14 protein-coding genes are annotated in these 15,946 nt (G+C 35.7%); 1 reads left to right on the top strand and 13 read right to left on the bottom strand.

Annotation, left to right across the window (positions count from 1 at the left end; all coding sequences use genetic code 11):
- Window positions 1-66 precede the first annotated feature (66 nt).
- The 8 genes from BUB90_RS11565 to BUB90_RS11530 all read right to left on the bottom strand — a co-directional run bounded on the left by BUB90_RS11565 (window position 67) and on the right by BUB90_RS11530 (window position 6,591).
- Window positions 67-480: a YjdF family protein gene (locus BUB90_RS11565; RefSeq protein WP_073287830.1), complete on the bottom strand. Its 414-nt coding sequence runs from the start codon at window positions 478-480 to the stop codon at window positions 67-69.
- 248 nt (window positions 481-728) lie between these two features.
- Window positions 729-1,352, bottom strand: coding sequence for a class I SAM-dependent methyltransferase (locus tag BUB90_RS11560; protein WP_073287827.1), 624 nt, complete (start codon window positions 1,350-1,352; stop codon window positions 729-731).
- Between the two features lie 69 nt (window positions 1,353-1,421).
- Window positions 1,422-2,003: a methyltransferase family protein gene (locus BUB90_RS11555; protein ID WP_073287825.1), complete on the bottom strand. Its 582-nt coding sequence runs from the start codon at window positions 2,001-2,003 to the stop codon at window positions 1,422-1,424.
- 195 nt (window positions 2,004-2,198) lie between these two features.
- Complete coding sequence (locus BUB90_RS11550; RefSeq protein ID WP_073287823.1) at window positions 2,199-3,110, bottom strand: helix-turn-helix domain-containing protein; 912 nt, start codon at window positions 3,108-3,110, stop codon at window positions 2,199-2,201.
- Window positions 3,111-3,277: 167 nt separating this feature from the next.
- Window positions 3,278-4,357, bottom strand: a complete 1,080-nt coding sequence (mnmA, locus tag BUB90_RS11545; protein WP_073287821.1) for a tRNA 2-thiouridine(34) synthase MnmA — start codon at window positions 4,355-4,357, stop codon at window positions 3,278-3,280.
- Window positions 4,357-4,797, bottom strand: coding sequence for a Fe-S cluster assembly scaffold protein NifU (nifU, locus tag BUB90_RS11540; protein WP_073287819.1), 441 nt, complete (start codon window positions 4,795-4,797; stop codon window positions 4,357-4,359). The genes mnmA and nifU overlap by 1 nt, the downstream gene beginning before the upstream one ends.
- A 97-nt stretch (window positions 4,798-4,894) precedes the next feature.
- Window positions 4,895-6,091: a cysteine desulfurase NifS gene (gene nifS / locus BUB90_RS11535; protein ID WP_073287817.1), complete on the bottom strand. Its 1,197-nt coding sequence runs from the start codon at window positions 6,089-6,091 to the stop codon at window positions 4,895-4,897.
- A 23-nt stretch (window positions 6,092-6,114) separates the two neighbouring features.
- Window positions 6,115-6,591 carry an RrF2 family transcriptional regulator gene (locus tag BUB90_RS11530; RefSeq protein WP_073287815.1) on the bottom strand — a complete coding sequence of 159 codons (477 nt, stop codon included), beginning with the start codon at window positions 6,589-6,591 and terminating at the stop codon, window positions 6,115-6,117.
- A gap of 278 nt (window positions 6,592-6,869) precedes the next feature.
- On the opposite strand from BUB90_RS11530, the gene BUB90_RS11525 reads away from it, so the two are divergent.
- Window positions 6,870-8,435 (top strand): putative polysaccharide biosynthesis protein, encoded by a 1,566-nt coding sequence (locus BUB90_RS11525; protein ID WP_073287813.1) that lies wholly within the window; start codon window positions 6,870-6,872, stop codon window positions 8,433-8,435.
- Between the two features lie 142 nt (window positions 8,436-8,577).
- Here BUB90_RS11525 and BUB90_RS11520 read toward each other — a convergent pair whose 3' ends face one another.
- The 5 genes from BUB90_RS11520 to BUB90_RS11500 form a co-directional block, all read right to left on the bottom strand.
- Window positions 8,578-10,212, bottom strand: a complete 1,635-nt coding sequence (locus BUB90_RS11520) for a glycoside hydrolase family 13 protein (protein WP_073287811.1) — start codon at window positions 10,210-10,212, stop codon at window positions 8,578-8,580.
- Between the two features lie 115 nt (window positions 10,213-10,327).
- Window positions 10,328-12,136: a glycoside hydrolase family 66 protein gene (locus BUB90_RS11515; RefSeq protein WP_073287809.1), complete on the bottom strand. Its 1,809-nt coding sequence runs from the start codon at window positions 12,134-12,136 to the stop codon at window positions 10,328-10,330.
- Window positions 12,137-12,243: 107 nt separating this feature from the next.
- Complete coding sequence (locus tag BUB90_RS11510; protein ID WP_073287807.1) at window positions 12,244-13,137, bottom strand: carbohydrate ABC transporter permease; 894 nt, start codon at window positions 13,135-13,137, stop codon at window positions 12,244-12,246.
- Between the two features lie 10 nt (window positions 13,138-13,147).
- Window positions 13,148-14,056, bottom strand: a complete 909-nt coding sequence (locus BUB90_RS11505; RefSeq protein ID WP_207650243.1) for an ABC transporter permease — start codon at window positions 14,054-14,056, stop codon at window positions 13,148-13,150.
- A gap of 84 nt (window positions 14,057-14,140) precedes the next feature.
- Window positions 14,141-15,853, bottom strand: coding sequence for an extracellular solute-binding protein (locus BUB90_RS11500; RefSeq protein ID WP_207650242.1), 1,713 nt, complete (start codon window positions 15,851-15,853; stop codon window positions 14,141-14,143).
- Window positions 15,854-15,946: the final 93 nt, after the last annotated feature.

Below are 15,946 nucleotides of genomic sequence, written 5' to 3'. Positions count from 1 at the left end.
ATAACATTCCAGCAGTCGGAACACAAGTTCTTTTTTCGTATTTTTTCGTAAAAAGAAACATCGAAGTTATCTACCTCGATGCTTCTCTTTTCTTTTATTCTGTTTCATCTGATATAGAAGTTTTTCTTTTGCTTCCTTCTCTTCTTTAGAACTTCGTTTTCTTTCTATCTTACTTGCTTCTTGTTGTAACTTCAAAGCTTGCATAGATTTTGTTCCGATCCCTACTGAATCCATCTGTCTGTGTATTTCACGTTGCAATCTCTTTGGATTTATACTTTTCTTTGATTCCTTCTCGACAACAATAGAAGGACTAAATCGCAAATCATAGTAATGCTCAAGTATTGATGTTAATACTTCTGGTTCTGTAGGCTCTGCTCCAAAAATCATCTTACATACGGTAAGCTTTTGTTCCTCAACACGTTCAAAAACTCCAACCCAGAACGGTTCATCATAATACACGAATAAACGAATATTGCTCATAAAGAAGCCTCCTTATAAATATTTGTGACTGTTACAGTCCATATCCTGTATCGGATACCAAAGAACGGACAACCAAGGAGGCAGGTTACTGACAGCTAAAGCTGCTTCCGGACTACCAACCGGAATATGTTTTTATCTTTGTAATTGCATTATAATGCAGTACTTAAAGGAAATCAATATTGCGAATTATTATAGTTATTTTAATCAGTGAAATTCCCACCTATCCAAATTATATAAATTAAAATTGATTAACGCTTCTTAATAACCAACACCTTAGAATAATTACATGACACCTTATCAAGCACTTGCAAACCATATTGTTCAAAATATTCCTGCATATCTCTATGAAGGAATTCACGAAACCCTTTTGGCTCACATAACCTAATTGGTAAAAAACATATTCTTTGAAAGAGTGTCTTCGGTTGTTTCCACTCCACTACAATCAACATACCATTATCTTTCAGTACACGTTTCGCTTCTTTAATAATTTTACTTGCTAATTTTGTCTGTGTTTCATGGAGTACCAAAGATAATAATGCCACATCAAAGGTTCCATCCTTAAACTCTATATTAGTAGCATCCATTTCTTTGAATTCAACGTTATGTAATTTTTCACTGCTTCTTTTTTCATTTGCCATAAGCAACATATTCTTAGACCTATCAATACCGTAAACCCGTGACATCTCTCTACATCTGGCAATCTCCAATGCATTAGTACCTGTACCAGTACAGATATCCAGTACTGTTTGTTCAGAGTCTTTAATGAACTTCATCACTGCAGTTCTTGGGCTACGCACTTTGTTACGAAAATAGGTATGCTCAAGTACATCATAAAACTTTGCTATTCCCCTATACACCAATTGATTATTCATACAAACTCTCCTTAATAACAATAATAAGATACTTGTTAAGTTTGTTTACTGTGATGACACTCCTTCGACTCACCATAGAAGGTATCTGCCTACTCTATTCTTATATGTTAAATACTCCCCTCCAAAAGTAGTTTCCATATACTTCTCTTCTTCAAGAATCTGCAGATGCATCATAATAATTGCCACCATACTAAATAGTAATAAAGCTACATTTCCAAAAGCTATCGTTGCACCTATATAAGTTAAGTCAAATCCAAGAAAAGCTGGATTTCTACTAACACGGTAGATGCCTTTGGTAACAATCTGTAGTTTCTCCCCTTGTGGTATTCCTGCTCTCCAACTATCTCGCATGGTAATCATTGCCACTATAAACACTCCTGTACCAATCCCAATTAATAAAATTCCTAGGTACCGAACTATCCTATTGCTAATAAACGTAGTGTTCAAGTATATACTGACTATAATTACGAGTACAATCACAGTTGTTATTATTCTTAATAATCTCTCGGTGAACATCGTACGTCTTTTCTTTTTCCCCACACCTAATTGATTGGTCTGTATCCCTTTTTTTCGTTGTCCTAGCATCTTACCAAAATACGCAAGATAGAATATCCCTAGGATGAAGATTCCTAAGATTTGTATCATATTCATAAACACGCTCCTCCCCAGATATTGTTAAAAACCTTTTTGCAACTTACCTTTGCTCAATAACATATGAACAATTGTTCATATGTTATTATATTCATATACGAGGAGTATGTCAATATAAAATCCAATTATTTTAGGTTGTAAAGAATTTTTTACTATAAAAAAATATGATAATTATAGAAATGTTAACGTTACTAACTAAGCCTTTCTACAAGGCATCTCCCAATCAAGTATCACCTGATTATCACCACGCTCTACTGCATCACAATATCTACTTACTGTGTAGTTTTCTACCCAATAGAAATCCGAATCAATTCTATATCCATTTTTCTCGACCATACTAGAAATCAGAATATAAGAATTATTAATTATTTCATCTAGATTTTTACCACGTACCTGTGCCCTTGCAATCATACCGCCTTTAATAATCTTACCTATCATTCCCGCTGGAATAGGCGTTCCAACTTCAAAATACTTTCCAATTATGTACGTATCACCAAGCCCTGTATCACTAATAAAATCAGTCATATACCCAAGTCCAATGCAATCCTCCATTCCAATCTGTTTTTCTTCAAGTTCTTCTAATTTCTTATCAAACTGTTGTCCAAAGAACACATTCCATAATTCGCTAGTGGTTACCCCATAATCCTTATTACAGATCCCTATTAATAGTTTATCTTCTGTAACCTCATACTCTAATTTCACGATATCTGCCATAATCTTCCTTCCTTTCAATACATAATACGTATCATTATCAGTTAATGAAATCGGCTGATATGCTTGTTCCCTATAAATCTCTTCTGTAATCATGGCTGGAGGAACCAAAAACAATTCTTTGAATGCTCTCGTGAAAGATGAACTGTTTTCATATCCACAATCAAAAGCAACATCTGTTATATTCCTTCTGTCGAGTAGAATCATCTTTGCTGCTAACGTTAACTTTCTTTTTCGTATATATGCAGCTAGTGATATATCACATATGTAAGTAAAGATTCGTTGATAGAGCCCGATTGGAATTCCCGTCACCTTAGCTATCGTCTCATAATTTACTTCTAACATATTCGATTCAATCAAATCAATTACTATTTGAGTTTTATTAAGTATATCCATATCATCGCCTCCTTCAATCTAATTATGGCATAGTGGATAATTAATTGCTTTACATTTCATGAACAATTATTGTTAAATAAATATAACCACCAAAAAAAGCCACACCTAATGCTATCCATAATCATAGCATTAAGTGTGACCTTTGTATATAAATCTGCTTATATCAATTACTTTCTCATAATTGTTCCACCACCAACAATATAGTCGTCTTTATAGAAAACTACTGCTTGTCCTGGTGTAATTGCACGTTGTGGTTCTTCAAAGATGCATTCTACCTCATCTGTATCCACTTTTCTAATTGTACATTTTGCGCCTTTGTGGCTATACCTAATCTTTGCTTCTACTTCCATACTGCCCTCAAGGTCTTCAATTGACATGAAGTTTAGATTATTAGCGTATAATTTGTCTGAAAAAACTTCATCATTCGTACCAATAACAACTTCATTGGTCTCTGGGCGAATCTCAAGTACAAAGGCAGGATGACCAAGACTTAAATTAAGTCCTTTTCTTTGTCCTACTGTATAATGCGTAATACCCTTGTGTTTTCCAATTACTTCACCAGCAGAGTTAACGAAATTACCTGGAAGAATCTTTTCACCAGAATTTTCTTCTATAAACTTGGCATAATCATTATCTGGAATAAAACAAATCTCTTGACTATCTGGTTTATTAGCAATACGAAGATTGATATCTAGTGCCATCTTACGAATCTCGTCCTTTGTAAATTCACCAACTGGCATCAACGTGTGAGATAATTGGTACTGTGTAAGATTGTAAAGGGCATACGTCTGGTCTTTGGCTGCAGTAGCTGACTTACGTAACGTATATCTTCCATTCTCTAACTTAAGAACTCTAGCATAATGTCCTGTAGCGATGTAATCTGCTCCAATATCAAGAGAGCGCTTAAGTAACGACTCCCATTTAACATATCGATTACAAGCAATACATGGATTTGGTGTACGGCCTTGTAGATACTCGTTCACAAAATAATCCATAACATTTGCTTTGAATTCCTTCTTAAAATTCATTACATAGTAAGGGATTTCAAGAGCTTGTGCAACTCTTCTCGCATCGTCAACAGCACTTAGACCACAGCAACCACCTTCTGTTTCTTGGGTGAAACGATCTTCATCTTGCCAAATCTGCATGGTTACACCAATAACATCATATCCTGCTTTTTTTAACAACTGAGCTGCCACCGAGGAGTCAACTCCTCCAGACATTCCTATTACTACCTTTTCTTTCATTAGTACTCCTCAACCACTTCTTCATCTTCATGAATATCTGATTTTGGTTTTTGTAATCCTTCAATCTGAATTCCATTCTTCTCAGCATAATCCCATAATGCTGCATGAATTGCTTCTTCTGCAAGAAGGGAGCAGTGTACTTTTACTGCTGGAAGGCCATCAAGAGCATTCATTACCGCTTTATTAGTAACTTGTAGCGCTTCTTGAACTGTCTTTCCTTTCACTAATTCTGTAGCCATACTGCTGGTAGCAACCGCTGCTCCGCAACCAAATGTTTTGAATTTACAGTCCTGGATAATTCCATTGTCGTCGATATCAAGATACATTCTCATGATATCTCCACATTTTGCATTACCAACAGTTCCAACTCCACTTGCGTTTTCTATTTCACCGACATTTCTAGGGTTACTGAAATGATCCATAACTTTTTCACTGTACATTTTAAATTCCTCCAAACGATCTATTATTGTAGTTGCTTCAATGATATTCAAAACAAATGTCAAAAATATTCACTACTACTATTTATCTATATATTTTTTATACATTATTTCTATTTTGGTTGTTTTTAAGATAATCCTCATATAGTGGTGACATAGAACGAAGACGTTCAACAATTTCTTTCACTCTATCAACTACATAGTTTATATCCTCTTCTGTGATATCTTCACTCAAGGTAAGACGTAGAGAACCGTGTGCAATTTCATGAGGAAGACCAATGGATAATAATACATGCGATGGATCAAGTGATCCTGATGTACAAGCTGAACCGCTGGAACCGCAGATTCCTTGCATATCTAACATAATTAATAAAGATTCGCCTTCAATAAATTGGAAGCTAAAGTTCGCATTATTAGGTAATCTCTTGGTACGATGACCATTCAATCTTGTATATGGAATTTCCTTAACTATACGATTAATTAATAAATCTCTTAATTCCACCTCTTTTTCTGTTCTTTCTTTCATTGTTTCCATCGCGATCTCAACTGCTTTTCCGAAACCAACGATTCCTGGTACATTCTCAGTTCCTGCACGTCTATGTCTCTCCTGCGCTCCACCATGAATATATGAACCTATTTTAACACCTTTACGAATATATAAGAATCCAATACCTTTTGGACCATTTAATTTATGACCACTTGCACTTAACATATCAATATGATATTCATCTACATTAATTGGTAGCTGTCCATAAGCCTGAACTGCATCTGTATGGAATAAGATATCATGTTTTTTTGCTATCTCACCAATCTCTTTAATAGGTTGAATGGTTCCTATTTCATTATTGGCAAACATAACTGAGATAAGGATTGTTGTTGGGCGAATTGCTGCTTCTAATTCACCTAATTTAATAAGACCGTTTTCATCTACATCTACGTAAGTTACTTCAAATCCGTTTTTCTCAAGATATTCACAGGTATGAAGAACTGCATGATGCTCAATCTTTGATGTAATAATGTGATTTCCTTTTGCTTTATAAGCTTCACATGTTGATATTAAAGCCCAGTTATCAGCCTCGGAACCACCTGCTGTAAAATATATCTCTGCAGCATCTGCACCTAAAGATTTCGCAATTGTCTCTCTTGAATTTACTATGGCCTTCTTACAGACATTTGATAACTCGTAAACACTAGAAGGATTTCCATAAAACTCCGTAAAGTATGGCAACATTGCTTCTACCACCGCTGGTCTGGTTGGTGTTGTTGCTGCATTGTCTAAATAAATTTTTTTATCCATTTGCGTCATCTCCTAAATATTTTCTATTTGTCACACATTGATTCTATTTTTAAGTCCACTTTATTACCATGTTCATTTCTGAGTTGTAAACTCTCATCTACTAATTCAGACAACATAATTTCATCTACTGCACTATTTATACTATCACTAATACGCTTCCATACGTATTTTGTTACACATAAATCCGCTCCACTACAGGTTGACTCACCACCCATAACTTCTGCACAATCTACTGGACTTAAGTCCCCTTCTAAGGCACGTAAGATATCCCCTACAGAAATCTCATTCGCGGGTTTTGCAAGTACATAACCACCTTGTGCACCACGAATACTGTTTACTAATCCAGCTTTTTTTAGCTTAGCGATTAGCTGTTCTAGATAACTAATTGAGATACTCTGTCTCTCTGCAACTCCACTAAGCGCAACTGCATCTTCCGTACTACTTAATGCTAAATCTAACATCGCACGTAGACCATATCTTCCCTTAGTTGATAACTTCATGTGCTTCACCTCTTACTCTTTTTTTAATTCCGAGTAAATCAATTCCGAGTATTTTAATTCCGACTTTTTTACTTGGTTTTGATACATTCCTAATGATAACATTCTCAATTTTACTTGTCAAGCAAATTATAGAGGTGGAGCTAATCAATACTTTTAGAACTTAGCATGAATTTTTCTCTGCACTAATATACTTAATTATGTCAAAATGTAAAAAGGTCAACGTTATTCATTAATCTTCTTAATTTAGAATCGTTGGTCTAAGAGAAAGGCTGATTTCAATGAGTAAAAATTCAATCATCAAAGGTACCTTAATTCTTACAATAGCTGGTTTTGCAACTCGTATTATCGGCTTTTTCTATCGAATCTATCTATCGAATCTCCTGAGACCTGAAGATATGGGTGTTTATCAATTAATCTTCCCTGTCTATGGAATCTGTTTCACCTTATATGCTTCTGGTATTCAAACATCGATATCTCGTTTAGTAGCCGCTGAAATAGGTAAGCACGATACCAGTAATTTAAAGCGAATTCTACGAACCGGTATGACATTTTCATTGCTAATTGCAATAACCTTATCTATATTATTAAATCGGAATGCTTCCTTTATCGCCACTAACATCCTATTAGAAAGTAGATGCACCACTCCCCTTAAGATTCTCTCCTATGTGTTTCCTTTCTGTGGTATAACTGCATGTATTAACGGATATTATTATGGTATTAAACGTGCTGGTGTACCTGCTATGACACAGCTATTCGAACAAGTCATCCGTGTTGCCAGCGTCTATGTGTTAGCGCCTATGTTTTCCTTAGGAAATTCTGAGAAAGCCTGCGAACTTGCCGTTTGGGGTATTGTATTCGGTGAAATAGCCTCTAATTCTTACAACATAATTTCAATGTTTATTGTAAAACCCTCTAAATTACACGAAGCTTACAAGTTGAAAATACAAGCACTCCGTAGCCGCAAATCCCATAAAAAAGAACGTGTTACTTATGCTAGTAGCCTTTTTAAATTAGCCCTACCGTTAACAAGTAATCGATTATTAATTAGTATTTTAAGTAGTATTGAGGCAGTTATGATTCCGTCAATGTTGAAACAATATGGGCTTAGTGGAACAGAAGCCTTGAGTGTGTATGGTGTCTTAACCGGTATGTCCATTCCCTTCATTATGTTTCCTTCTACTATTACCAATTCATTTGCCGTTTTACTGTTACCAACGGTTTCAGAAGCTCAGGCTGCGAATAACAATACTATGATTAATAAAACTACTGCTCTGTCTATCAAATACAGTTTAATTATCGGTATAATGAGCACTGGAATCTTTATTACGTTTGGTAAATCGTTAGGAACACTGGTATTTGGTAATGAATCCGCCGGAGTATTCCTAACGATACTAGCATGGCTTTGTCCTTTCTTATATTTGACAACAACACTTGGAAGTATACTTAACGGATTAGGAAAACCTCATGTTACCTTTCTTAATACGGTGGTTGGTTTAAGTGTAAGAATCATCTTCGTATTATTCTTAGTACCACAAAAAGGAATCTATGGTTATCTCATTGGCATGCTGGTTAGCCAGACTATTATATCAACCTTAGATACCATTGCAATCTTTAAGAATGTAAAAGTAACCTTCAACGCTATTGATTGGATTGTTAAACCTGGATTAATTACTGCATTCGTTGGTTTCTTAACGAACCGCTCTTATCTCTACATTAAGGATCATGCCTCTATGAGTGCGTTAGCATTGTTATTATGTTTTTGTTTGTTCCTTATTATATGTTACATAATCATGTTATTCATAACAAAGGCCATTCGCATAGATGAATTTAAGCGTAGGAATTAGTATGCATAACACAAAAGCTATAACAGTACTGGTTTGGACGACGGCACCATTGCTCCGTCGTCCTACTTTTAACTCTCCAATACTATCATAGCTTGTTTGCTAAATAATTATTTTCTTTTTAACTCATAAAAGATTCTAAGCCTTAATTCACTATTGCCATATAAGTTTCATATGGTCGTAGGTAACCTGCTTTTTCTTCTTTATAGTTGTGAATCAAATACTCTTTTACTTCAAATCCTTCTTCTTTTAAGGAGAATGGGATTTCTTTATCATGGAAATTCGCTACTACTACCATTCTTTGTCCATCTAGATTCCTACAATAAGCAAATATGTCTGGATTTGTTTCTAATAACAACTGGTAATCTCCATGTACAAGAACTGGATTTTCTTTTCTTAACTGAATAAGTTTTTTATAATAGTAAAAGATAGAATCTTTATTCTCTAGCGCATTCTCTACGTTAATAGCTTTACAATTATCATTTACCTTAATCCATGGTTTAACCGTAGAAAATCCTGCATACTGACTAGAATCCCATTGTATAGGAGTTCTTGCATTATCTCTTCCCTTAGCATAGATTGAACGCATAACATCTTCTGGTTTGTACCCCTTTTCTATACGTTCCTTATACATGTTAACGGTCTCAATATCCTTATACTCTTCAATCTGGTACTTCACGTTCGTCATACCAATCTCTTCACCCTGATAAATATATGGTGTTCCTTGCATACCATGTAAGATGGTAGCTAACATCTTAGCTGATTCTTCTCGGTACTGTTCATCGTTGCCCCATCTAGATACAATTCTAGGTAAGTCATGATTATTCCAGAATAAACTGTTCCAACCTTTTCCATGTAATTCAATTTGCCACTTTGATAATATTTGCTTTAACTGTATAAAATCTAATTCTTTAATATCCCACTTCTCGCCTCCAGGCTGCTGGTCTAGATTTATATGCTCGAATTGAAATACCATGGAAAACTCGCTACCGTCTGGCGCACTATATAGTTTCGCCAATTCCGTATTCGCTCCCCATGCTTCGCCTACTGTAATAAGATTTCCTTTTTGGAAGGTCTCTTTTGACAATTCTTTAATATATTCATGAAGTTGTGGTCCATTATTGGTAATCTTTAAATCTGGTTCCTTGGCAATCTGATCAATAACATCAAGACGAAATCCTCCAACGCCCTTATCCATCCACCAGCGTATCATATCATAGATTTCTCTTCTTAATTTCGGATTCTCCCAGTTTAAATCTGGCTGTTTTACTGAGAACTGATGAAAATAGTACTGCCCTAGTTCTGGTACCCATTCCCATGCGGGACCTCCAAAACATGCCTTCATATCATTAGGATATACGCCTTCAACTCCATCTCGCCATACATAATAATCATGGTATGGATTGTCCTTACTCTTTTTGGCCTCTAAGAACCAAGCATGTTCATCGGAAGAATGGTTTAATACTAGATCAAGAAGAATTCGAATTCCTCTCTTCTTTGCTTCCTGTATCAATTCCTCCATATCGTTTAATGACCCAAACATAGGATCAATATCCTGGTAATCCGAGATATCATAACCATTATCATCTTGTGGCGACTTGCATACAGGCGATAACCAAATGGCATCAATTCCAAGATTTTGTAGATAATCCAGTCTCTTAATAATGCCTTGTAAGTCTCCTATTCCATCACCATTGCTATCTTGAAAGCTTCTTGGATAAATCTGATATACAACGGAATTTTTCCACCAGTTTGATGTGTTTTCTTTTTCATTATTCATATAAATCACCATGTCCCTTCAAAAGTCTGGCGACTTTGTGCAAATCAACTTGTTGACTTTGGGCACCAAATCGCCGTGTGAAAGATTTATCTTCCACACTAATAACTCCTTTTTCCTATTTTTCCATATACACCATATCCCAGTATTCAAGAGAGGGGATCTCAAATGTATATTTAATTCCTTTTTCATCCTTTACACTCACAAACTTTAATTCCGTACTTGCTCCATACTCTGTATCTGGTGATGCAAGAAAGATCTTTTTAATCTTACTATCTGAATAATAGGTAACTTTTAGATTACATACTTTTTCAGGAGTTTTTTTCTTACCAATTTCATCACGCCATAAATTATCTGTTCCTAATAGATTTATGAAATGAACAATTTCATAATCCGCATCAGCTCTAGAATATACCCATATGGTATCACTTTCACCTGTGTTACTATAGGAATGCTCCTCGACCTCTACCGTATTTTCCACTGTTGCTTGTCCGTCTCGTAATAGATTCTCATATGCCACGACAAAATCAGACATACGCTTCATCCTCTCAGTAAGCTCTTCAGACATTAATACATTGTCATCGGGGTAATATTCTTTATGCAACATTCTATCCCCATTACCAAGTTCAAGTCTACTTCCTCCAGCGGCATATACAGCGGCATCACATAGTAATACACTAGGGGTATTCATCTCTCCATTTGTCTTCTCATAATTAATATAAGCCTTCACAACTAGAGATTTTCCTTTACCATCGAATGACTGATTCTTACTATCCTCCATCGTACGTTCCACTTCGCTTACTAGTGAAGAATACGTATCGTAAGTCCCATCTTCCCTATCCTTATCCCATGGCCAAAACTCCGTATATAATACATCAGAATTACTGACATTTGCATTTTCAATTCCCTTTGCACCAACTGGATTGAAGGACAAATAATAATCCCCTAGAGCGTCCTTCGCAGCATTCAAAAAATCGGTATAGGTATCTGTGACTAAGTAGATAGGATCACCAGCTTTATTAAATCCCAATGGTTTACCCTCACTCGTTGTCATCTTACCCCAATCTCCAACCGTATCTCCATGCCATCCATCAAACCCAAAGGTTCTAAGCGCCTTTAATTCTTGATCAAAAATATACTCCTGCCATTCATTATTCAAGGGATTTAGAAAGAATAAATTTCCATTTCCGTTTGGAGATGTTCCCATATGGAATGAAAACTCACCACTTCCTCTGTCATTATCTTCTGCAAAATATAGCTTCCAATCATTTGCCTTGGTTGATTTCCCATCACGATTCGTAAAAAAGGTATCCGAACCGGCATAAATCATATTATAAGCCATGTTAACCATGTTTTTCTCTTTTGCTTCTTTAATATATGATAAAATAGCGTCACCGTCAATACTTCTGCCTGCCCAATCTTGCCACATTCCTGCTCCATCCTCAGAAACAGTATCCGCTACCGGCATATGATGAAGATACTGCCAATCATAATACTCAATTCCATTGATGTGATATCGATTCATTCGATCAATTTTATCAGTAGCATCTACACCTTCCTCAAAATCACATAGATAGCCGTATCTAGGGAATTTCACCCATGAGGATGATACATCAACACCTATTGTATCCTGACTTAACATCTTACCCTTTTTATCTTCCAAACGAACCTCTAACAAGTATCCTTTATAGTCCTCTTCTGGTGTTTGCCAATTTAAAGTTACCGTTTGTACTCCCTGTTTGTCTACCTGAATCTTTAGGCTTTCCTCATCACCAACAGGTTCTGACAAATAGTTCGCAGATAAAACTACCATTATATCTCTTTCTTTTTCAAATAGATTTTCAATTTCAATAGTAATGCTGGCCTTTTCTCCCGGATTGTATCTTACTTTATCTGTACCTACAATCTTACACGTTATCGTATTCATACCTTCCTCCTCCCTATCAATCTTACAACTAGTCATTGCCAAAATTACTACTAAAAGGAGACTTATGAGTCGTATTCTTTTTTTCATACAAAGCCCTTGCCTTTCCGTTATTCCTTTACTGATCCCATAACAATACCTGTGATTAGATACTTTTGAAGAATTGGATAAATCAGTAATAGGGGTATAACTGCTACAACAATTTTGGCTGCATTTAGGTTCTTATTGGATAACTCCGATAAATTTCCTAACGAACTGCTGCTCATACCGGATTTTAATAACTCTTGAATATCAACATTCAAAGATTGAATGTATGTCATTATTGGGTAATTTCTTGGCTTTTGAATATAGATTAATCCACTAAAGAAATCGTTCCAACTTCCTACTATACTAAAGAGAACGATTGTTGCGATACAAGGTTTCGCACACGGAACCAATATCTTTATCAATACTTGTAATGGATTGGCTCCGTCTATTATAGCTGCTTCTTCTAAAGACTTTGGAATCCCTAAGAAAAAATTCATAACTAGAATAACGTTAAATATAGGCAATGCTCCTGGTAATACTAGTGCCCAAATACTATTAAGAAGTCCTAGCTCTTTAACTAAGATAAAACTAGGAATCATCCCTCCATTAAATAACATGGCAAAGATCAGTAAGTTCATATACAAGTTTCTACCGCGAAACTCTCTTGTGCTCTTTGTTAGCGGATACGCCATCAATACAACGAGAACGGTATTAAGGATAACTGCTAATATAACTCTGACAACTGAAATCATAAAGGAACGCCAAAATTGGCTATCTTCGATTATCTTTTTATAAGCAACTGTAGTAAAATCAACAGGTGCTAACCCTACTTTATTTGCTGTTACTGCTGCACTGCTACTAAATGATATTGCTACAATATTCCATAATGGCAGAAGACATACTAATCCTAATAGGATTACAATGCAATAAATGATACTTACTCTAGCTCTAGATGAAAAACTTCTATTCTCTATCATACTACTCCTCCTAAAATATCTTCTGATCTGTCAATTTCTTCGTCAGCTTATTAGCAGAAACCAACAATACCATACCGACTATAGAACGTAATAATCCAACTGCTGAGCCAAAACTATACTGTCTGCCAATCAAACCAATACGGTATACATAGGTATCCAGTACATCACCCGTATCATATACGATTGGTGTATATAGATTATAGATTTGATCAAAGCCCGCACTTAATATGCTTGTCAAACTCATGGCTGCCATTAATAGTATAATTGGCATCATACCAGGTAAGGTAACATTCCATATACGTTTCCACCAAGAAGCGCCGTCAATGGATGCTGCTTCATGTAAGCCGGGGTCAATCGCCGTAATGGCAGCTAGGTAAATAACTGAGCTATACCCGAATTCCTTCCAAACATCTGTACCGATTATTAGCCCCGGGAATATCTTGCTATTACCTAGAAAGTTAATTTTATCAAAACCTAGTTGGGTTACTATTTGATTAACCGAACCATCTAAATTAAACATATTGACTACGACACTTGCTAGTACAACCCACGATAAGAAATGTGGTAAATATACAATGGTTTGTACTGTTTTTTTCAAGAATTTTTTACGTATTTCATTCAATAAAATAGAGAAGGCAATTGCCATAAAGGTACCAAGCAATATCTTACCAATAGAAATAACTAGTGTATTTCTTATTATTTTAAAGATATCAGGTAGTTGAAACATATATCTAAAATGTTTTAAACCAACAAGCTCTGAACCCATAATTCCCTTGGCTGGTATAAAATCTTGGAATGCCATTACGATACCAACCATTGGTATATAACTAAAAAGTAATAAAAAGAACATTCCCGGCATCATCATAAGATGATGTGTTAGCTGCTTTCGATTCCGTCTATGTGCTGTTTTATTCGTCATCTTCATACCTCTCAATCACTGATTTAAAACAATATAGAGCAGCCATATTACTGCTATATGTCTGCTCTATTACTGCTTAACCTTTTACTTTAACTGTTCCTCAATTTCTGCAATAATTTGCTTACCACCAAGCTTATTCCACTCTTTTACGAATTCATTAAAGCCTTCTTCTGCATCAATCTGTCCTATGGCAATCTTGATGAAGGTCTCTTCTTCTAGCTTATCTAGGTTCGCCTGATTCGTTTCCATCGTAGTCGTTGTTTGAGGGAAAATTGGAGTAATCCAATTGAATGTAGCATTCTCTGTGAATGTCTGAATTAATTCTATTCCTTTCATTCTGGAATGATACTTAGACCAATCAACGACTTCCGCTCCAGTAGGATTTTCTAGATACTTTTGTATACTACTGCTTACATTCTTAGATTCAGTCGTTCTAACCTCGTCAATGCTAATATCACCGCTTACGAACTTTTCAACATCAGAATAATCATCCAGCAATGAAGTATACAGATTCACTTCAATGTTAAATGGCCTAGTTGATCCATCTACACCATTCGCTATATATGTAGCAACTTCTGGATAATCCTTTTCAATCGTGTTAGAGGTTACAAGCGTATCGTAGAATAAATTTGCTATCTTAATAGCTGCTTCAGGATTTTTACACTCTTTACTTACCACTATATATCCAGCTACCGCATCATTATGCTTACAACTTACTTCCCCTTGCGCATTTTCTATTCCATATGCTTCGAATGTAGCATTTGGATCCATTACCCTTACGTTATTTAATAGCCAATCAGGAATATGCCATGTACCAAAAGTTATACCTGTTTGTCCATTTGATAATAACGCAGAGATATCATCCCACGTTCTTGTACCTAATTGCGGATCCACAAGTCCTTCTTCAAACCATTTAGATATTACAGATAGTGCTTCTTTCATTTCTGGAGCAGTAGAACCATATACTACTTTCCCATCGGATTCCAACCATGTTTTAGGGAAAGCTCCCAAAGCATAAGCAATGGAGTTCATACTGTAAGTGCCATCTGGGTCACCTGATGTTAACCATGGAGCAAAAGCCATTCCTACTACATTCTCTGCTTGATTTAAATTAGCTTCTTTGAATTTACTAGCAACCATCTCTAATTCTTCGATTGTAATTGCATGATTTCCATCTTGATCCACTTGAATACCCAACGTCTCCATCCAGTCACTTCTAATCCATACTTCACTTGGACCAGCATCAACGTTCGTTCCTGGTAAAGCCATCATCTTTCCATCAAAGGTTACTTTATCTAGAGCACGTCCTTCATAGGAATCATAGATTGATTTTAAATAATCACTTGCATAGTCTTCATAAACGCCACTTAAATCAGCAATCATATCATTCTCATACAATTCTTTTAACTCATCGTAAGTAGCGACTTTCATCATATCTGGTATTTCACCTGCTGATAATGCTAACGACACTTGTCTACCATAATCATCACCAGATGCCTCAAATTCATCAACAAGCTTAATATTATAAACGTCTTTAACTAATCTCGTATACGCATTGTCTTCATAAGTATCACCATCAGGTAATTTCGCATTTTGTAAGGTTTGACGTCCCAAGGTAATAGTAACTTCCTCTTCATAAGCACCACCTTTTTGCTGTCCAGCCTCAATATTTACTTGGCTAGACTCTTTTGTAGTTTCCTCTTTTTTGTTCCCTGAGCCACAAGCTACCAAGGATATTGTCATTAATGAAGTAATAAGAGTCACAACCAATCCCTTAACTATAACTTTTTTTCTCATAAATACCTCCTATATACATCTCTTATTTCACCAATGGCCATTGATTACTTTAGTTCAAGTATACGTTCCTGTTACACAAAGGTAAATATCATA

This window comes from Anaerosporobacter mobilis DSM 15930, from assembly GCF_900142955.1.
GTDB classification, from domain to species: Bacteria; Bacillota; Clostridia; order Lachnospirales; family Lachnospiraceae; genus Anaerosporobacter; species Anaerosporobacter mobilis.
The sequence above is the reverse complement of the archived record's forward strand: the minus strand, read 5'-3'. Positions and strand labels throughout refer to the sequence as shown.